We start from the raw sequence: 16,807 nt of genomic DNA, 5'->3' as shown, positions 1-16,807 counted from the left end.
GCGCCGAGCGCGGCGATCACCTGCGCAGACGTGGTAGTTTCGTTGAACGGAAGCAAGCGTTGTATGCTCTTCCGGTTGCCTGGAACAGTCCAGGCTCACCCCATTGATCTGATCTGGTTCACGTGAGTGCTCCGGTGGGTTGGCGGGGTTTCGAACGTAAATGATCTGAAGTCTTGGAGTGACTCCTGTGGCTGCCAACTGCGACGTCTGCGGCAAGGGGCCGGGCTTCGGCAACAGCATCTCCCACTCTCACCGCCGTACCCCCCGTCGTTGGAACCCCAACATTCAGACGGTGCGCGCTGTGATTGGGCGGACGCCGAAGCGGCTCAACGTCTGCACCTCGTGCATCAAGGCCGGTAAGGTCTCGCGCTGACGCGCAGACCGGTAAGCCGGTCCTCCAGGAAGCCGGTCCATCCTCGGATGGGCCGGCTTCCTGTTTCTGGATCCCGGCTCTCCAGTGCCGACCCCTCTCTCCGGGCCTGCCCGGAGCCGCCACGGGCGGGCCCTCGGGCCCGCCCGTGGTCGTTGCGGCCCCGGTGCGCTCAGCGCCAGCGCCAGGCGTGGTCCACCGGGCCGATGCCGGACCCGAGCGCGAAGCCGCCGGCGATCGCGCCGGTGATGTAGGCCTTCGCCGAGGCCACCGCCCCGGGCAGCGGTTCGCCCTTGGCCAGCCCGGCGGCGATGGCGCTGGCCAGTGTGCAGCCGGTGCCGTGGGTGTGCCGGTTGTCGTAGCGGGGCGCCCGGTACCAGTGCTCCTCCCCCGGCCCGCCGTACAGCAGGTCGGCGGCCTCGCCCTCCAGGTGCCCGCCCTTCACCAGGACCCAGCGCGGCCCGAGGTCGAGCAGCGCCTTGGCCGCGTCGAGCATCTGCGCCTCGTCCTCGACGGTGCGCCCGGTGAGCTGCGTCACTTCGTGCAGGTTGGGCGTGGCCAGGGTGGCGACCGGCAGCAGCCGCTCCCGGACGGTGGCGACGGCCTCGGCGGCCAGCAGCGCGTCGCCGTGCTTGGAGACGCCGACCGGGTCGACCACCACCGGGGCGTTTACCCCGGTCAGCAGCTCGGAGACGGTCTCGACCAGCTCGATCGAGGCGAGCATCCCGGTCTTCACGGCCTGGACGCCGATGTCGTCCACCACACTGCGGAACTGGGCCCGGACGGCCTCGGCCGGCAGCTCCCAGTAGCCCTGGACACCGAGCGAGTTCTGCGCGGTGACGGCGGTGATCACGCTCATGCCGTGGACGCCGAGGGCCAGCATCGCCTTGAGGTCGGCCTGGATGCCGGCGCCGCCGCCGGAGTCGGATCCGGCGACGGTGAGCACCCGCGGGGGTGCGGAGGAGGGGCCGCCCTGGGGGCGGCCGCCGGGAGCGGGGGCGGAAGACGGGAGGGACATGGGCCCCAACCTACCCGCGCCGCCTCAGAGCACGGCTTCGGATTCCGCCCAGCGGTCCTGCGGCACGGTCTTGAGGTGGGTGACCGCCTCGGCGACCGGCACCAGCTCGATGTCGTTGCCGCGCAGCGCGGTGAAGTGCCCGAAGGCGCCCTTGTGGACGGCCTCCACCGCGTGCCAGCCGAACCGGGTGGCGAGCACCCGGTCCCGGGCGGTGGGGGTGCCGCCGCGCTGGGTGTGGCCGAGGATGACCGGCCGGGCCTCCTTGCCGAGCAGGTTCTCCAGCTCGTTGGCGAGCCGGTTGCCGATCCCGCCGAAGGTCCGGTGGCCGAACTGGTCGACGACGCCGTGGTCGAAGCGCATCGTGCCGGGCATCGGGGCCGAGCCCTCGGCCACCGCGATGATGGCGAACTTCTTGCCCCGGGAGAAGCGGTCCTCGACCATCCGGGCGACCGCCTCGATGTCGAAGGGCTTCTCCGGGATCAGGATGCCGTGGGCGCCGCCGGCCATTCCGGCGGTGAGGGTGATCCAGCCGGTGTGCCGGCCCATCAACTCCACCACCATCACCCGCTGGTGGGATTCGGCGGTGGTCTTCAGCCGGTCGATCGCGTCGGTCGCGACATGGACCGCGGTGTCGAACCCGAAGGTGACGTCGGTCGCGTCGATGTCGTTGTCGATGGTCTTCGGCACGCCGACCACCGGCAGTCCGGCGTCGCTGAACATCTTGGCGGCGGTCAGCGTACCCTCGCCGCCGATCGCGATCAGCGCGTCGATGCCGATGTCCCGGGCGAGGGTCTCGGCGTTCTCCACCGCCCAGGCGATCCGGTCGCGCTGCACGCGGGCCGAGCCCAGGATGGTGCCGCCGAGGGTCAGCAGGCCGGTGACGTCGTCGTGCGAGATCGGCCGGGTGCGGCCCTCGATCAGGCCGAGGAAGCCGTCCTCGATGCCGACGATCTCGTCACCGTGCACATCGGTTCCCCGGTGCACCACGGAGCGGATCACCGCGTTGAGCCCGGGGCAGTCTCCGCCGCTGGTCAGGACACCGATGCGCATGGTGGCTGTGCTCTCCCGCTCCGCAGTGGTTCAGACCACCCGCGTCCGAGGAGCAGCAGGTGGATCCGGTTCAGCGCAAGCCTACGCCGTCCCCCGGCGCGGGCCCGCGCGCCGCTCGCCGGGGCGTCCCGCGCGTCCGGGCCGATGCGCGCGCCCGCGCCGGCCCGCGGCCGCCCGCCGGACGGCTGACGCCGCGCTCATTCCGCTCACTCCGCTCATTCCGCGAAGTGGTCCCAGCCGCCGACCCGGTCCCAGGGCTCGCCGTCCACCGTCACCCGGCCACCGCGGGACGGCCGGGCCCGGCCGGTCACCTCGCCCACCACCCGCCAGCGGGCGGGCAGTTGGACCCCGCGCGGGAAGGTCGCCACGATCGCGTGGTCCTCGCCGCCGGAGAGCACCCAGACCAGCGGGTCCACCCCGACGGCCTGCCCGATGTCGGCCATCTGCGCCGGGACGTCGAAGTCGGCGGCCCGCAGGTCGATGTCCACCGCGCTGGCCCGGGCGACGTGGCCGAGGTCGGCCACCAGCCCGTCGCTCACGTCGACCATCGCGGTGGCGCCCAACTCGGCGCCGGCCGGGCCCGCGTGGTACGGCGGCTCGGGCCGGCGGTGCGCCTCGACGAAGGCGCGCGGCGAGCGGAACCCGCGCTGCAGCACGGTCAGCCCGGCGGCGGACCAGCCGAGCCAGCCGGTGACGGCGACCACGTCGCCCACCTGAGCCCCGGCGCGCGTCACCGGTGCGCGCCCCTGGAGATCCCCGAGCGCCGTGATGGCGAGGGTGATGACATCGCCGCGCACCACGTCGCCGCCGACCACCGTGGCACCGGCCACCTGGCACTCGTCGCGCAGCCCGTCCATCAGCTCGGTGGCCCAGGTGGTCGGCAGATCGGCGGGGGTGACCAGGCCGAGCAGGATCGCCGTCGGCACCGCGCCCATCGCGGCCACGTCGGCGAGGTTCTGGGCGGCGGCCTTGCGGCCCACGTCGTAGGCGGTCGACCAGTCCCGGCGGAAGTGCCGGTTCTCGATCAGCACGTCCATGGTGGCGACCACCCGGCCGTCCGGCGTCTTCACCACCGCGGCGTCGTCGCCCGGACCGAGGTCGACCGCGTCGGTGAGCGGTACCCGGGCCGTCAGCTCCCTGATGAGTCCGAACTCGCCGAGCTCGCCCACGGTCCCCTGCATCTGCCGTCCTCTCGCGTTTCCATCCGAATCGGAACTGGTGCCCCCCGCTCCCCCGCGCGCAGCGTACGCCCTCCGGGGGTGCAGAAGTCTCCCCTCCCCGGCCCGCTGCGCGGTAGCGTGGTGATCGGAATGCCGGTGAGTCCGTTCCCCACCCCCGAACGCCCGAACGCCCGAGCGGGCGATCACGGCGCCGATCCCCGTTCCCAGCCGCCGGGAGGTCCCCCCGTGGTACAGGCATACATCCTGATCCAGACCGAGGTCGGCAAGGCCACCGCCGTGGCCCGGTCCATCTCCGAGATCCCCGGTGTCCTCCAGGCCGAGGACGTCACCGGACCGTACGACGTGATCGTGCGGGCCGAGGCCGAGACGGTGGACGACCTCGGCCGCCTGGTCGTGGCCAAGGTCCAGCAGGTGGAGGGCATCACCCGCACCCTCACCTGTCCGGTGGTCCACCTGTAGGCCCCGGCTACCATCGGCGGGTGGCCCGAGAACTCCGCGTCCCCAGCTTCCTGACTGCGCTGCCGGCCCCCGTCCGGTGGCTGGCCCTGCCGCTGGCGCTGAGCTGCACCGTCGTGGTGCTGCTCGGCAGCTGGGGCGCGCCCGCGGCGATCGAGGTGCCGAAGCCGACCGGGAGGGCCGCCGGCTACTGCCGGGACCTGGCCGCGGCGCTGCCCCAGGAGGTGCTCGGCCACGCCCGCAAGGACCCGTCGCCCGGCTCCCCGTACGTGGCCGCCTGGGCCAGCTCGCCGCGCACCGTGCTGCGCTGCGGGGTGGACCGGCCGGAGGCGCTGAACGGCGAGCACGCCAAGGACCTCTCCCCCACCATCGACGACGTCACCTGGTGGGCGCAGAAGCTCGACGACGGCGGATACCGGTTCATCACCACGATGCGCCGGGCGTACGTCGAGGTGACCGTCCCCGGCGGGGCCTTCAGTAATCCGCTCGACCCGGTCTCCGCCCTGAACGGCGTGGTGAAGGCCAACATCCCGTAGCGGCCGGAGAGCACGGGAAGGGCGGTCCGGGAGCTCCCGGACCGCCCTTGCGCGGGTGTGCGGCGGGTGCCCGGGCGGCTAGCGCAGCCCGGTCGGGCGGCGCAGCGCCGCCTGGAGCAGCCGGTCGATCAGCTCCGGGTACGACAGCCCGCTGGCCTCCCACATCTTCGGGTAGGCCGAGATCGGGGTGAAGCCGGGCATGGTGTTGACCTCGTTGATCATCCAGCTGCCGTCGTCCAGCAGGAAGAAGTCCACCCGGGCCAGGCCCTCGCAGCCGAGCGCCTCGAACGCGGCGACCGCCTGACGGCGGATCTCGGCGAGCTCGGCCGCACCGAGTTCGGCCGGGATGCGCACCTCGGAGGAGTCGATGTACTTGGCCTCGAAGTCGTAGAACTCGTAGTCGCCGCCGACCAGGACCTCGGCCGGGACGCTGGCGCGCGGGCCGTCCTCGAACTCCAGCACCCCGCACTCGATCTCGCGCCCGGACACCCCGGCCTCGATGATCAGCTTGGGGTCGTGCCGGCGGGCCTCCTCGATCGCGGCGTCCAGCCCGGCGAGGTCCTTGACCTTGGTGATGCCGATGCTGGAGCCGGCCCGGCAGGGCTTCACGAACACCGGCAGACCGAGTTCCCCGACCCGCTCGCGGACGGCGGCGCGGCCGGCCTCGCTCTCCCACTCCCGCGGCCGGACGATGGTGTACGAGCCGACGCCCAGGCCGTGCGAGGCCAGCACCCGCTTGGTGAACTCCTTGTCCATGCCCACCGCGCTGGAGAGCACGCCGTTGCCGACGTACGGCACTCCGGACAGCTCCAGCAGGCCCTGGAGGGTGCCGTCCTCGCCCCAGGGGCCGTGCAGCAGCGGGAAGACCACGTCGACCTCGCCGAGCGCCTTCGGCACCGCCCCCGGCTCGCTCCAGACCACCTCGCGGCTGTCCGGGCTGACCGGCAGCACGACCTGGCCGTCGACGGCCTCGGCCACCTGGGCGACGTCCGGCAGCCGGCCGTCGGTGATGGCCATCCGGGCCGGATCGTCGCTGACCAGCGCCCAGCGGCCCTCGTGGGTGATGCCGATCGGCAGCACGTCGTACTTCTCGCGGTCGATCGCCCTGAGCACGCTGCCCGCGGTGGACACCGAGATGGCGTGCTCGGAGCTGCGGCCACCGAAGACGAGCGCTACGCGCGGCTTCGCGGACGGATTCGGGGGGGTCTGTTCGATGCTCATATCGGGTGTGAGACTACCGTGCGAGCCGTTTCCGGGACGTCAACCGCCCCGGTCGCCCGGCGTCGCGCGGTCAGTGCCGCTCGGCCTTGGCCGAGCGCGACATCAGCGCCCGCAGCGCCTCCTGGGTGGGGCGCCCGTTGTGCACCACGTCCACCACGGCCTCGACGATCGGCATGTCGACGCCGCTGCGCCGGGCCAGGTCGAGCACGGACTCGCAGGACTTGACGCCCTCCGCGGTCTGCCGGGTGGCCGCGATGGTCTCGGCCAGCGACATCCCGCGGCCGAGGTTGGTGCCGAAGGTGTGGTTGCGGGAGAGCGGCGAGGAGCAGGTCGCCACCAGGTCGCCCATCCCGGCGAGCCCGGCGAAGGTGTACGCGTCGGCGCCGAGCGCCAGCCCCAGCCGGGTCGTCTCGGCCAGGCCCCGGGTGATCAGCGTGGCCTTGGTGTTGTCGCCGAGACCCATGCCGTCCGCCATGCCGACCGCCAGGCCGATCACGTTCTTCACCGCGCCGCCCAGCTCGCAGCCGATCACGTCGGTGTTGGTGTAGGGGCGGAAGTACGGCGTGTGGCAGGCCGCCTGGAGCCGCTTGGCGACCGCCTCGTCGGTGCAGGCCACCACGCTCGCGGCGGGCTGCCGGTTGGCGATCTCCCGGGCCAGGTTGGGGCCGCTGACGACGGCCACCCGCTCCGCCCCGACCTTCGCGACCTCGGCGATGACCTCGCTCATCCGCTTGGCGGTGCCGAGTTCGATGCCCTTCATCAGGCTCACCAGCACGGTCTGCGGCTCGATCAGCGGGGCCCAGGCGGCGAGGTTCTCGCGCAGCGTCTGGGAGGGCACCGCGAGCACCGCGAAGTCGGCGCCGGCCAGGGCCCGCGCCGGGTCCACGGTGGCCCGGACCGACCCGGGCAGCGGGACGCCGGGCAGGTAGTCGGGGTTGACGTGGGTGGTGTGGATCGCGTCCACCAGCTCCGGCCGGCGGCCCCAGAGGGTGACCTCGCAGCCCGCGTCGGCCAGCACCATCGCGAACGCGGTCCCCCAGGAACCCGTTCCGAACACGGCACATCGGGTCACTTGCCGGCCTCCTCGGTGCTGGTCTTGCGCGTGCCGGCGGCCCGCTGCCGCTCGGCGGCGGCCGCCTCCGCCCGGTGCCGGGCCGCCGTGCGCATGTCGTAGCGCTCGGCCGGCGGCTCCTCGCCGCGGATGTCGGCCAGCACGGCGGTGATCGCCCGCATGATGTCCTCGGTCGCGTCCCGGAGCACCTGGGCGGTCAGCTCCTGGCCCTGGTACTTGCTCAGGTCCACGGCCGGACCGGCCGCCACCGTCACCCGGTGCCGCGGGAACAGGTTGAACCGGCCCTTCCCCGAGCCGCCCCGGCCGTACGGCGGGATGATCTCGTGCGCACCCCAGTGCGCCACCGGGATCACCGGCGCACCGGTCATCAGCGCGACCCGGGCCACCCCGCTCTTGCCGGTCATCGGCCACAGGTCCGGGTCCCGGGTGAGCGTGCCCTCCGGGTAGAACTGGACGCACTGGCCGCCGTTCACCGCGTCGATGGCCGCCCGGAACGCGTGCGCGGCGTCGGTCGACTCGCGGAACACCGGGATCTGGCCGGTCTTGCGCAGCATGAAGCCGATGAACGGGACCGAGAACAACGAGGACTTGCCGAGGATCCGCGGCGGCCGCCCGCTGTTGTACTGCCAGTGCGCGTAGACCACCGGGTCGATGATCGAGTTGTGGTTGACGGCGGCGATGAAGCCGCCCTCCTTCGGCAGGTGCTCCCAGCCCCGCCAGTCTGGCTTGACCAGCGCGGTCGTCACCGGCTTCACCAGCACGGCCGCGAAGCGGTACCAGATGCCGTAATCGGCGTTGCCGAAGCCGGCATACGAGCGGCGGGCCACCCCAGGTCCTCCTCATCCAGGTGCGGCACGCGGGGTGCCGCAGTCTCTCGCCTCCCGCGACCCCCGTCGGACGGGGTCGGGGCGCGGAACAGTCTCGCCCGACCGCGGAGCGGCTGTCGAGCAACCCCGCCAGCACGTCGGGCGGGCGTGACCAAACGCACGTCCGCACAGTTCGGACGGCCTGGCGAGGGTTCCGGGACCGGCGTCACAATGACGCCGATGACCCAGGACACCGTACGCCCCAGCGGGCCCGTCGCGCCCCCCGCACCCACCGCAGGCTGGTCGCTGGTGCTGCCGCTCAAGCGGCTCGCCCTGGCGAAGACCCGGCTGGCACCCTTCGCCGGGCCGCACCGCGCGGACCTGGCGCTCTCCTTCGCCCTGGACACCGTGACCGCCGCGCTGGCCACCCCGGGCGTGTCCCGCGTCCTGGTGGTCACCCGGGACGGCGCCGCCGGCGAGCGGCTGGCCGCGCTGGGCGCGGTCGTCGTCGGCGACGAACCGGGCGGCGGCCTCAACGACGCGCTGGCGCACGGCGCGGCGGCCGCGCTGGCGCTCGCCCCGCACGCCCCGCTGGCCGCGCTCTCCGCCGACCTGCCGGCCCTGCGCCCGGCCGAACTGGCCCGGGTGCTGGCCGCGGCCCGGCCGGCCGGGCGGTCCTTCCTGGCCGATGCCCCCGGGTTGGGCACCACGCTGCTGGCCCGCTCCCCCGGCGGTCCGCTCGCACCCGCCTTCGGCGACGGCTCCCGGGCCCGGCACGCGGCCGGCGGCGCCCGCGAACTGCGGCTGGACGACGTGGAGTCGGTGCGCCGGGACGTGGACACCGGCGCCGACCTCGGCGCGGCGCTCGCACTCGGCGTCGGCCCGCACACCGGCGCCCTGTCGGCCCGGCTCGCGCAGGCGCTCGGGCTCCCCGCCGCGAACCGCTCCGGACGGGCGCGGGAGCAACTCTGACCCCCGCTCCGGACGGGCGTGCCCACAACTCCCCATCCGTGCCGGGCCGCCTCCGCGAGCTGCCCCGGGGGCCTGTCGGTGCTGCTCGCTATGCTGCTTCCATGCAGGCCACCGCGTTCACCTTCGACCCCGCCACCCGGGCCGGCTCCGTGCTGCTCGACGACGGGACCCCGGTGCCGTTCGACGCCGCCGCCTTCGACGCCGGCGGCCTGCGGCTGCTGCGCCCCGGCCAGCGGGTGCGGATCCGCACCGAGGGCGCGGGCGACGCCCGCCGGGTGGTCTTCCTGACGCTGCAGACCTTCCCGGACCCCGCCGAGGCCTGACCGGGCCCGCGCCGCTCCACAGCCGCGCGCCGGGGCCGAGACTGACCCCGGAAAACCGAAGAGCCGTGGCGGCCCGACCACCCGGAATTCCGGGAGGGGGTGCGCCACGGCCCTGGAGAGCCGTCCGAGGACTACTTCGCGCTGGTCTTGCGCGCGGTGGTCTTGCGGGTGGCGGTCTTCTTCGCGGGAGCCGTCTTCTTGGCCGTGGCGGTCGCCTTCTTGGCGGTGGCCGTGGTCTTCTTGGCGGCGGCCGTGGTCGCCGTCTTCTTGGCGGCGGCGGCCGTGGTCTTCTTGGTCGCGGCGGCCGTGGTCTTCTTGGCGGCGGCGGCCGTGGTCTTCTTGGTCGCGGTCGCCTTCTTGGCGGGGGTGGCCGTGGTCTTCTTGGCGGCGGCCGTGGTCGCCGTCTTCTTGGCAGCGGCCTTCTTGGTGGCGGCCGGGGCCGCGGCGGCGGCCGAGGCGGCGCGCTTGGTGGCGGCGCGCTTGGCGGCCGGGGTCGCGGCGACACCGCTCTTGCCCGGGGTGAGGGAGCCCTTGGGGGCCTTCTTCACCGAGGGGCCTTCCTTCGGCAGCTTCTTGCTGCCGCTGACCAGGTCCTTGAAGCCCTGGCCGGGACGGAAGCGGGGCACCGAGGTCTTCTTGACCTTGACCTTCTCGCCGGTCTGCGGGTTGCGGGCGAAGCGCGCGGAGCGCTCCACCTTCTCAAAGGTGCCAAAACCGGTGACCGACACCCGGTCACCGGCCACGACGGCGCGGACCATGGTGTCGAGCACTGCGTCGACGGCCTCTGCGGCAGCCTTGCGACCGCCCAGCTGCTCGGCCACCGCTTCGACAAGCTGAGCCTTGTTCACGTCTTCCCCTTCGGAAACGGGCGCCGGATGATTCCATCCGTTCATTTCGCACGTTAGGTATGTATCTGCGGACTTTCAATTACCAAACGCGCGAATCACCCTAGTGTCGCAATGGATTTGCGCGTCGGCGACCTCAGGCGACGGGCGGGCGCCCCTCGTCGAGGTCATGCACAAAGCGACTCAACCGCCTTGCCGCCTCCGGAAGATCGCGCTTGGCGGCCTCGGTGACGATCAGGAGTTGACGGGTGAGAGCGGTCTTTGCATCGGCAGACACGTTCAGCGCATGCACGCGGGCGTGAGCTTGCTTCAACCGCTCGGCCACAAGCGCGTAGAGCGCTGCGACTTCCGGGTCGTCCGGCCCCTCAGCAGGTGAGGTGGCGGCGTCCGGCCGATCGTCAATTCGGCGTTCGGATCCCCGGCCCGTGGACTCCGGTGACGCGGGTTCGCCGCCCGCGTACGGAGGTTCATGGTGCCGGTGCATGTACTGATTGTGCCATCTACCCGCAGTTGTGCTTGCGCGGGGCCTCTGCGGCAATGCCAAATCGGCAATCGGGGGCCGGCGCCGGGGGGTAACTCCGGGCCCGGAACGGCGGATGGTCCGCCCCCCCGAGGGGAGGCGGACCATCCGGTGGAACGTCAGAATGCTTGTTCTCCCGAGCCGCTCAGGCGACCGGCAGAGTACGCGGCTTGAAGGCGGGCCGGGTCTGTTCGAAGGCCGCGATGTCGGGCTCGTTCTGCAGGGTGATGCTGATGTCGTCCAGCCCGTTCAGCAGCCGCCAACGGACATTGTCGTCCAGCTCGAACGGGGCCGTGACGCCCTCGGCGCGCACCTCGCGGGCCTCCAGGTCGACGGTGATCCCGGCCGTCGGATCGGCCTCCACCAGCGCCCAGAGCCGCTCCACCGTCTCCTGCGGCAGCACGACCGTGAGCAGGCCGTTCTTCAGCGAGTTACCGCGGAAGATGTCGGCGAAGCGGGACGAGACGACCGCGTGGAACCCGTAGTTCTGCAATGCCCAGACGGCGTGCTCCCGGGAGGAGCCGGTGCCGAATTCGGGGCCGGCCAGCAGGACGGTCGCGCCCTGGTACTCGGGCCGGTTCAGGACGAACGACTCGTCCTTGCGCCAGGCCTCGAACAGGCCGTCCTCGAAACCGGAACGAGTGACCTTCTTGAGCCAATGGGCCGGGATGATCTGGTCGGTGTCGACGTTGCTGCGGCGCAGCGGCACGGCGCGACCGGTGTGGGTGGTGAACTTCTCCATGCTGCTCAGGCCTCCACAGCGACGTCGGACGGGAGATCGGCGGGTGCGGCCAGTCGGCCGAGCACCGCGGTCGCGGCGGCGACCTGCGGCGACACCAGGTGGGTGCGGCCGCCCTTGCCCTGACGGCCCTCGAAGTTGCGGTTCGAGGTGGACGCGCAGCGCTCGCCGGGGGCCAGCTGGTCGGGGTTCATGCCCAGGCACATCGAGCAGCCCGCGTGGCGCCACTCGGCGCCGGCGGCGGTGAACACCTTGTCCAGGCCCTCCTCGACGGCCTGCAGGGCGACCCGCACCGAGCCGGGGACGACCAGCATCCGCACGCCCTCGGCGATGGTCCGGCCGTCCAGGATGGCCGCGGCGGCCCGCAGGTCCTCGATCCGGCCGTTGGTGCAGGAGCCGACGAAGACGGCGTCCACCGCGACCTCGCGCAGCGGGGTGCCGGCCTCCAGGCCCATGTACTTCAGGGCGTTCTCGGCGGCGATCCGCTCCTGCGGGTCGGCGAAGGAGGCCGGGTCCGGTACCTGGGCGCCGAGCGGCGCGCCCTGGCCCGGGTTGGTGCCCCAGGTGACGAACGGGGTCAGCTGGGTCGCGTCGATGAAGATCTCGTGGTCGAAGACCGCGTCCTCGTCGGTGCCCAGGGTCTTCCAGTACTCGACCGCGGCGTCCCAGTCCTCGCCCTTCGGCGCGTGCGGACGGCCCTCCAGGTAGTCGAAGGTGGTCTGGTCGGGGGCGATCATCCCGGCCCGGGCGCCCGCCTCGATGGACATGTTGCAGATGGTCATCCGGGCCTCCATGGAGAGGCTGCGGATGGCCGAGCCGCGGTACTCCAGGACGTAGCCCTGGCCGCCGCCGGTGCCGATCCGGGTGATGATCGCCAGGATCAGGTCCTTGGCCGTGACGCCCTCGGGCAGCTCGCCCTCGACGGTGATCGCCATCGTCCTGAACGGCGCCAGCGGGAGGGTCTGGGTGGCCAGGACGTGCTCGACCTGGCTGGTGCCGATGCCGAACGCCAGGGCGCCGAAGGCGCCGTGGGTGGAGGTGTGGGAGTCGCCGCAGACCACGGTGGTGCCCGGCTGGGTCAGCCCGAGCTGCGGGCCGACCACGTGCACGACGCCCTGCTCGACGTCGCCCAGCGAGTGGATCCGGACGCCGAACTCGGCGGCGTTGCGGCGCAGGGTCTCCAGCTGGATCCGCGAGACCGGGTCGGCGATCGGCTTGTCGATGTCCAGGGTCGGGGTGTTGTGGTCCTCGGTCGCGATCGTGAGATCGGTCCGGCGGACCGTGCGCCCGGCCAGCCGGAGGCCGTCGAAGGCCTGCGGGCTGGTGACCTCGTGGAGCAGGTGCAGGTCGATGAAGAGCAGGTCGGGCTCGCCCTCCGCGCGCCGGACGACGTGGTCGTCCCAGACCTTCTCTGCGAGTGTCCGTCCCATCGGATTCCCTCCAGCCGGCCGCGTTGCCGGCCTTCTCGTGTTCATCGGGGTCACTGCCTGGCGCCGCCCCGTGAGGCGCGCCGCGTGACCTGCACGCCGGATCGGTGTCCACCATGCGGACACTCTGTTGAGGCCGCATTCTGGATGTCTCCCGGGCTGCTGCATCCAGAGTGGCGCTTTTCTCGCCGGATTGAACTTGCGTCTCGCGGAATGAGACTGCAGTCTTAGGGCATGGACAACTCTAGCGGCGTCGGCGTTCTCGACAAGGCCGCTCTGGTGCTGAGCGCACTGGAGTCGGGCCCCGCCACGTTGGCGGGGCTGGTCGCCGCCACCGGTCTGGCGCGGCCCACGGCCCACCGGCTCGCCGTCGCACTCGAACATCACCGACTGGTCACCAGGGACATGCAGGGCCGGTTCATCCTCGGCCCCCGTCTCTCCGAACTCTCCGCCGCGGCGGGCGAGGACCGGCTGCTCGCCACCGCGGGCCCGGTCCTGACCCATCTGCGCGACGTCACCGGCGAGAGCGCACAGCTCTACCGCCGGCAGGGCGAGATGCGGATCTGCGTCGCCGCCGCCGAGCGGCTCTCCGGTCTGCGGGACACCGTCCCGGTCGGCAGCACCCTGCCGATGAAGGCCGGCTCGGCCGCCCAGGTCCTGCTCGCCTGGGAGGAGCCCGAGCGGCTCCACCGGGGCCTCCAGGGCGCCCGGTTCACCGCGACCGCGCTGAGCGGCGTCCGGCGCCGCGGCTGGGCGCAGTCGATCGGCGAGCGCGAGCCGGGTGTGGCGTCCGTCTCGGCCCCCGTGCGCGGCCCCTCCAACCGGGTCGTGGCCGCCGTCTCCGTCTCCGGTCCGATCGAGCGCCTGACCCGCCACCCGGGCCGGCTGCACGCCCAGGCCATCATCGAGGCCGCCAACCGGCTCACCGAGGCCCTGCGCCGCGGCTGACCACCCCTACCCGCCGACGTCGAAAAGGGCCCGCGCACCTCGGTGCGCGGGCCCTTTTCCGAATCACCCGGAAATGCGGGCAGAAAACACAAAAGGCCCCGGCGGACCAGGGCCTTGCTAATTTCTGGCTGGGGTACCAGGACTCGAACCTAGACTAAGTGAACCAGAATCACTCGTGCTGCCAATTACACCATACCCCAACAAAGCAATCAGCCGATGGGCAAGCCCACCGGCTTAATGCTCTGGTACCCCCGACCGGATTCGAACCGGCGCTACTGCCGTGAGAGGGCAGCGTGCTAGGCCGCTACACAACGGGGGCATCCTGGCGATCCCTTGCGGGATCAGTACCCCCGACCGGATTCGAACCGGCGCTACTGCCGTGAGAGGGCAGCGTGCTAGGCCGCTACACAACGGGGGCTTTCCAGACGATCCCTTGCGGGATCAGTACCCCCGACCGGATTCGAACCGGCGCTACTGCCGTGAGAGGGCAGCGTGCTAGGCCGCTACACAACGGGGGCTTGGATCTTTGTTTGTACTGCGGTGGTGCCTGCACTGCGATGGAGCCGACAGTGCCGTACTGCGCTGGGGTACCAGGACTCGAACCTAGACTAAATGAACCAGAATCACTCGTGCTGCCAATTACACCATACCCCACCAGAGTTGAACCCCTGCGGGCCCTTCTCAGGCGTTGCGCCCCTCGCTCGGTCCCGACGGGGTTTCGCTCCCTCGTCCGTTCCCTCCCGGGCGGCGCAGAAAGAACATTACCCGACGTCCGGCCCCGGTCCAAAATCGATAAGCCCAGGCCGCGGCCGGGGCGGCTGCGGGCCAGGTCAGAACCCGGCCCGCGGCCGCCGGTGGCGGTGCTCAGGCAGCCGGGACGGCGGCCAGCGCGGCGGTCAGCCGGCGCAGCGTCTCGGGGCGCCCGAGCAGCTCCATCGACTCGAAGAGCGGCGGGGACACCCGGCGGCCCGTGACGGCCACCCGCAGCGGCGTGAAGGCGAACTTGGGCTTGATGCCCAGCCCGTCCACCAGCGCCGCGCGCAGCGCGGCCTGGATCGGCTCGGGCGAGAAGTCCGCCAGCTCCTCCAGCGCCTTGATGCTCGCCTCCAGCACCGGACGGGCGTCGGCGGTGAGCACCTTGGCGGCGTCGTCCGGGTCGAGCGTGAAGTCCGCCGGGTCGACGAAGAGGAAGCCCGCCATGGTGACGATCTCGCTCAGCACGACCATCCGCTCCTGGGTGAGCGGTGCCACCTTGGCCAGCAGCTCCAGCTGCTCGGCGGTCGGCTCGGCCGGCAGCAGACCGGGCGCCTGGAGGTACGGCACCAGGCGGCGGACGAAGTCCTCCGGGGCCAGCCGGCGCACGTGCTCGGCGTTGATGTGCTCGCACTTCTTGAGGTCGAAGCGGGCCGGGTTGGCGTTGACGTCGGCGATGTCGAACGCCTCGACCAGCTGCTCCACCGAGAAGATGTCGTCGTCCGCGGAGAGCGACCAGCCGAGCAGCGACAGGTAGTTGAGCAGGCCCTCGGGGATGAAGCCGCGCTCGCGGTACAGGTTGAGCGAGGCCTGCGGGTCGCGCTTCGAGAGCTTCTTGTTGCCCTCGCCCATCACGTACGGCAGGTGGCCGAAGCGCGGGGTGCCGCCGTCGCCGACGCCGATCTCGGCGAGCGCCGCGTACAGCGCGATCTGGCGCGGGGTCGAGGAGAGCAGGTCCTCGCCGCGCAGGACGTGGGTGATGCCCATCAGGGCGTCGTCGACCGGGTTGACCAGGGTGTAGAGCGGTGCGCCGTTGGCCCGGACGATGCCGTAGTCGGGCACGTTCTCCGGCTCGAAGCTGAGCGTGCCGCGCACCAGGTCGTCGAAGGCGATGGTGCGGTCGGGCATCCGGAACCGCAGGATCGGCTCGCGCTTCTCCAGCTTGTAGACGGCGACCTGGTCGTCCGTCAGCTCCCGGCAGTGGCCGTCGTAGCCGGACGGGCGGCCGGCCGCGCGGGCGGCCTCGCGGCGGGCGTCGAGCTCCTCGGTGGAGCAGTAGCAGTGGTAGGCGTGGCCGGCCTCGTGCAGCCGGCGGGCCACGTCCGCGTAGATGTCCATCCGCTGCGACTGCCGGTACGGCGCGTGCGGGCCGCCGATCTCCGGGCCCTCGTCCCAGTCGAAGCCGAGCCAGCGCATGGCGTCGAGCAGCTGCCGGTACGACTCCTCGGAGTCGCGGGCGGAGTCGGTGTCCTCGATCCGGAAGACCATCGTGCCGCCGTTGTGGCGGGCGAAGGCCCAGTTGAAGAGGGCCGTGCGGACCAGGCCCACGTGCGGGTTGCCGGTCGGGGACGGACAGAAGCGAACCCGAACGCTCGGGTCAGTGTTAGCCACGCTTGATCACCTTGTTGGTGAGAGTGCCGATGCCTTCGATGGAGACGGCGACCGCGTCGCCGACGTTGAGGGGGCCCACCCCAGCGGGTGTGCCGGTGAGGATGACGTCGCCGGGCAGCAGCGTCATGGCCTCGGAGATGTGGACGATCAGCTCGGCGACCGAGCGGACCATCTGTGAGGTGCGGCCGGCCTGCCGGAGCTCGCCGTTGACCGTGCAGGTGACGGCGAGGTCGCTCGGGTCGAGGTCGGTCTCGATCCACGGGCCGAGCGGGCAGGCGGTGTCGAAGCCCTTGGCGCGGGCCCACTGGCCCTCGCGCTGCTGGATGTCGCGGGCCGTGAGGTCGTTGGCACAGGTGTAGCCGAAGATCACCTCGGGCACCCGGTCCAGCGGGACCTCGCGGCACATCCGGCCGATGACCACGGCCAGTTCGGCCTCGTGGTGGACGTCGGAGGAGAACGGCGGGTACGCGATGGACTCGGTCGGGCCGATCACCGAGGTCGACGGCTTGAAGAAGGTCAGCGGGACGTCCGGGACGTCGTGGCCGAGCTCCGCCGCGTGGGCGGCGTAGTTGCGGCCGACCGCGACGATCTTGTTCGGCAGCATCGGGCTGAGCAGCCGCACGTCCTGGAAGCGGTAGCTCTCACCGGTGGGTTGGGGCTGCCCGAACGGGTGGCCGGCCAGGGCGTGGACCACGAGGGACTCGGGCTGCGCCGGGTCACCCTCGACCACACCGAAGGAGACGGTGCCGGCGGCAGGGCTCCCCTCCCGGACGGAAAACCTGGCAATGCGCACGGCTGGGCTACCCCTCGCTTCGTCGGCCGCCCGGGGCGCGCCCGGGCGCTGGTGGGCGCCGCGCCCGTGTGGGCCCGGCCCCGCTCAATCGTCGACCAGGCTATCGCGTGGGGCCTCCCCCGACCGCTTTGCCCCTGTTCAGCGCGGTTGCGCCCGACCCGGCGGG

Annotated in this window: 18 protein-coding genes and 5 tRNA genes; 6 read left to right on the top strand and 17 right to left on the bottom strand. The window is 72.2% G+C overall.

Features of this window, described 5'->3' with window-relative positions; translation table 11 throughout:
* The first annotated feature begins 187 nt into the window (after positions 1-187).
* Entirely contained in the window at positions 188-373 is a 186-nt protein-coding gene (gene rpmB, locus OG618_RS24800; protein ID WP_014138233.1) for a 50S ribosomal protein L28, read from the top strand.
* 169 nt (positions 374-542) lie between these two features.
* On the opposite strand, the gene thiD is transcribed toward rpmB, so the two are convergent.
* The 3 genes from thiD to OG618_RS24785 all read right to left on the bottom strand — a co-directional run bounded on the left by thiD (position 543) and on the right by OG618_RS24785 (position 3,619).
* Positions 543-1,388, bottom strand: coding sequence for a bifunctional hydroxymethylpyrimidine kinase/phosphomethylpyrimidine kinase (gene thiD / locus OG618_RS24795; protein ID WP_329489743.1), 846 nt, complete (start codon positions 1,386-1,388; stop codon positions 543-545).
* Between the two features lie 24 nt (positions 1,389-1,412).
* Positions 1,413-2,438: a 6-phosphofructokinase gene (locus OG618_RS24790; RefSeq protein WP_329489742.1), complete on the bottom strand. Its 1,026-nt coding sequence runs from the start codon at positions 2,436-2,438 to the stop codon at positions 1,413-1,415.
* A gap of 215 nt (positions 2,439-2,653) precedes the next feature.
* On the bottom strand, positions 2,654-3,619 hold the full coding sequence (locus OG618_RS24785; RefSeq protein ID WP_329489741.1) for a thiamine-phosphate kinase: 966 nt from the start codon (positions 3,617-3,619) through the stop codon (positions 2,654-2,656).
* A gap of 225 nt (positions 3,620-3,844) precedes the next feature.
* Between OG618_RS24785 and OG618_RS24780 the strand changes: the two genes are divergently transcribed.
* Together OG618_RS24780 and OG618_RS24775 are read left to right on the top strand one after the other, a co-directional pair.
* Positions 3,845-4,078 carry an Lrp/AsnC family transcriptional regulator gene (locus tag OG618_RS24780; protein ID WP_329489740.1) on the top strand — a complete coding sequence of 78 codons (234 nt, stop codon included), beginning with the start codon at positions 3,845-3,847 and terminating at the stop codon, positions 4,076-4,078.
* 20 nt (positions 4,079-4,098) lie between these two features.
* Positions 4,099-4,611, top strand: a complete 513-nt coding sequence (locus tag OG618_RS24775) for a DUF3515 domain-containing protein (protein WP_329489739.1) — start codon at positions 4,099-4,101, stop codon at positions 4,609-4,611.
* A 78-nt stretch (positions 4,612-4,689) separates the two neighbouring features.
* On the opposite strand, the gene OG618_RS24770 is transcribed toward OG618_RS24775, so the two are convergent.
* The 3 genes from OG618_RS24770 to OG618_RS24760 form a co-directional block, all read right to left on the bottom strand.
* The gene (locus tag OG618_RS24770) at positions 4,690-5,832 is read right to left on the bottom strand and encodes a D-alanine--D-alanine ligase family protein (protein ID WP_329489738.1); all 1,143 of its coding nucleotides are present in this window, start codon (positions 5,830-5,832) and stop codon (positions 4,690-4,692) included.
* A gap of 70 nt (positions 5,833-5,902) precedes the next feature.
* A complete protein-coding gene (locus OG618_RS24765) occupies positions 5,903-6,904 on the bottom strand; it encodes an NAD(P)H-dependent glycerol-3-phosphate dehydrogenase (RefSeq protein WP_329489737.1) in 1,002 nt (333 codons plus the stop codon).
* Positions 6,901-7,731, bottom strand: a complete 831-nt coding sequence (locus OG618_RS24760) for a lysophospholipid acyltransferase family protein (protein ID WP_329489736.1) — start codon at positions 7,729-7,731, stop codon at positions 6,901-6,903. The genes OG618_RS24765 and OG618_RS24760 overlap by 4 nt, the downstream gene beginning before the upstream one ends.
* A gap of 219 nt (positions 7,732-7,950) precedes the next feature.
* Between OG618_RS24760 and cofC the strand changes: the two genes are divergently transcribed.
* Together cofC and OG618_RS24750 are read left to right on the top strand one after the other, a co-directional pair.
* On the top strand, positions 7,951-8,682 hold the full coding sequence (gene cofC, locus OG618_RS24755) for a 2-phospho-L-lactate guanylyltransferase (RefSeq protein ID WP_329489735.1): 732 nt from the start codon (positions 7,951-7,953) through the stop codon (positions 8,680-8,682).
* Between the two features lie 101 nt (positions 8,683-8,783).
* A complete protein-coding gene (locus OG618_RS24750; protein WP_329489734.1) occupies positions 8,784-9,005 on the top strand; it encodes a hypothetical protein in 222 nt (73 codons plus the stop codon).
* A gap of 131 nt (positions 9,006-9,136) precedes the next feature.
* Here OG618_RS24750 and OG618_RS24745 read toward each other — a convergent pair whose 3' ends face one another.
* The 4 genes from OG618_RS24745 to leuC all read right to left on the bottom strand — a co-directional run bounded on the left by OG618_RS24745 (position 9,137) and on the right by leuC (position 12,539).
* Positions 9,137-9,853: an HU family DNA-binding protein gene (locus OG618_RS24745; RefSeq protein WP_329489733.1), complete on the bottom strand. Its 717-nt coding sequence runs from the start codon at positions 9,851-9,853 to the stop codon at positions 9,137-9,139.
* Between the two features lie 133 nt (positions 9,854-9,986).
* Positions 9,987-10,334: a hypothetical protein gene (locus OG618_RS38055; RefSeq protein ID WP_380388343.1), complete on the bottom strand. Its 348-nt coding sequence runs from the start codon at positions 10,332-10,334 to the stop codon at positions 9,987-9,989.
* A gap of 181 nt (positions 10,335-10,515) precedes the next feature.
* Positions 10,516-11,112 (bottom strand): 3-isopropylmalate dehydratase small subunit, encoded by a 597-nt coding sequence (leuD, locus tag OG618_RS24735; protein ID WP_329489732.1) that lies wholly within the window; start codon positions 11,110-11,112, stop codon positions 10,516-10,518.
* Between the two features lie 5 nt (positions 11,113-11,117).
* Positions 11,118-12,539: a 3-isopropylmalate dehydratase large subunit gene (leuC, locus tag OG618_RS24730; protein ID WP_329489731.1), complete on the bottom strand. Its 1,422-nt coding sequence runs from the start codon at positions 12,537-12,539 to the stop codon at positions 11,118-11,120.
* A gap of 231 nt (positions 12,540-12,770) precedes the next feature.
* Here leuC and ndgR point away from each other — a divergent pair, with 231 nt between their 5' ends.
* On the top strand, positions 12,771-13,484 hold the full coding sequence (ndgR, locus tag OG618_RS24725; protein WP_148642806.1) for an IclR family transcriptional regulator NdgR: 714 nt from the start codon (positions 12,771-12,773) through the stop codon (positions 13,482-13,484).
* A gap of 125 nt (positions 13,485-13,609) precedes the next feature.
* Here the strand turns inward: ndgR and OG618_RS24720 are convergent.
* From OG618_RS24720 to OG618_RS24690, 7 genes are all read right to left on the bottom strand, one after another.
* Positions 13,610-13,684 (bottom strand) — tRNA-Gln (locus OG618_RS24720).
* A gap of 43 nt (positions 13,685-13,727) precedes the next feature.
* Positions 13,728-13,803: transfer RNA gene (locus OG618_RS24715), tRNA-Glu, on the bottom strand.
* Between the two features lie 26 nt (positions 13,804-13,829).
* Positions 13,830-13,902 (bottom strand) — tRNA-Glu (locus tag OG618_RS24710).
* A 27-nt stretch (positions 13,903-13,929) separates the two neighbouring features.
* Positions 13,930-14,002: transfer RNA gene (locus OG618_RS24705), tRNA-Glu, on the bottom strand.
* A 64-nt stretch (positions 14,003-14,066) separates the two neighbouring features.
* A tRNA-Gln gene (locus OG618_RS24700) sits at positions 14,067-14,138 on the bottom strand.
* A 210-nt stretch (positions 14,139-14,348) separates the two neighbouring features.
* Positions 14,349-15,848: a glutamate--tRNA ligase gene (gene gltX / locus OG618_RS24695; RefSeq protein WP_329489730.1), complete on the bottom strand. Its 1,500-nt coding sequence runs from the start codon at positions 15,846-15,848 to the stop codon at positions 14,349-14,351.
* Entirely contained in the window at positions 15,841-16,641 is an 801-nt protein-coding gene (locus OG618_RS24690; RefSeq protein ID WP_329489729.1) for a fumarylacetoacetate hydrolase family protein, read from the bottom strand. The genes gltX and OG618_RS24690 overlap by 8 nt, the downstream gene beginning before the upstream one ends.
* Positions 16,642-16,807 lie beyond the last annotated feature (166 nt).

It is taken from the genome of Kitasatospora sp. NBC_01246 (genome assembly GCF_036226505.1).
Lineage (GTDB): Bacteria > Actinomycetota > Actinomycetes > Streptomycetales > Streptomycetaceae > Kitasatospora.
The sequence above is the reverse complement of the archived record's forward strand: the minus strand, read 5'-3'. Positions and strand labels throughout refer to the sequence as shown.

What these genes read in the sequence shown, in the direction of transcription:
- thiD (WP_329489743.1), bottom strand. Translation starts at nt 1,388, where the DNA reads ATGTCCCTCCCGTCTTCCGCCCCCGCTCCCGGCGGCCGCCCCCAGGGC.
- OG618_RS24790 (WP_329489742.1), bottom strand. Translation starts at nt 2,438, where the DNA reads ATGCGCATCGGTGTCCTGACCAGCGGCGGAGACTGCCCCGGGCTCAAC.
- OG618_RS24785 (WP_329489741.1), bottom strand. Translation starts at nt 3,619, where the DNA reads ATGCAGGGGACCGTGGGCGAGCTCGGCGAGTTCGGACTCATCAGGGAG.
- OG618_RS24770 (WP_329489738.1), bottom strand. Translation starts at nt 5,832, where the DNA reads ATGAGCATCGAACAGACCCCCCCGAATCCGTCCGCGAAGCCGCGCGTA.
- cofC (WP_329489735.1), top strand. Translation starts at nt 7,951, where the DNA reads ATGACCCAGGACACCGTACGCCCCAGCGGGCCCGTCGCGCCCCCCGCA.
- OG618_RS24750 (WP_329489734.1), top strand. Translation starts at nt 8,784, where the DNA reads ATGCAGGCCACCGCGTTCACCTTCGACCCCGCCACCCGGGCCGGCTCC.
- OG618_RS38055 (WP_380388343.1), bottom strand. Translation starts at nt 10,334, where the DNA reads ATGCACCGGCACCATGAACCTCCGTACGCGGGCGGCGAACCCGCGTCA.
- leuD (WP_329489732.1), bottom strand. Translation starts at nt 11,112, where the DNA reads ATGGAGAAGTTCACCACCCACACCGGTCGCGCCGTGCCGCTGCGCCGC.
- leuC (WP_329489731.1), bottom strand. Translation starts at nt 12,539, where the DNA reads ATGGGACGGACACTCGCAGAGAAGGTCTGGGACGACCACGTCGTCCGG.
- ndgR (WP_148642806.1), top strand. Translation starts at nt 12,771, where the DNA reads ATGGACAACTCTAGCGGCGTCGGCGTTCTCGACAAGGCCGCTCTGGTG.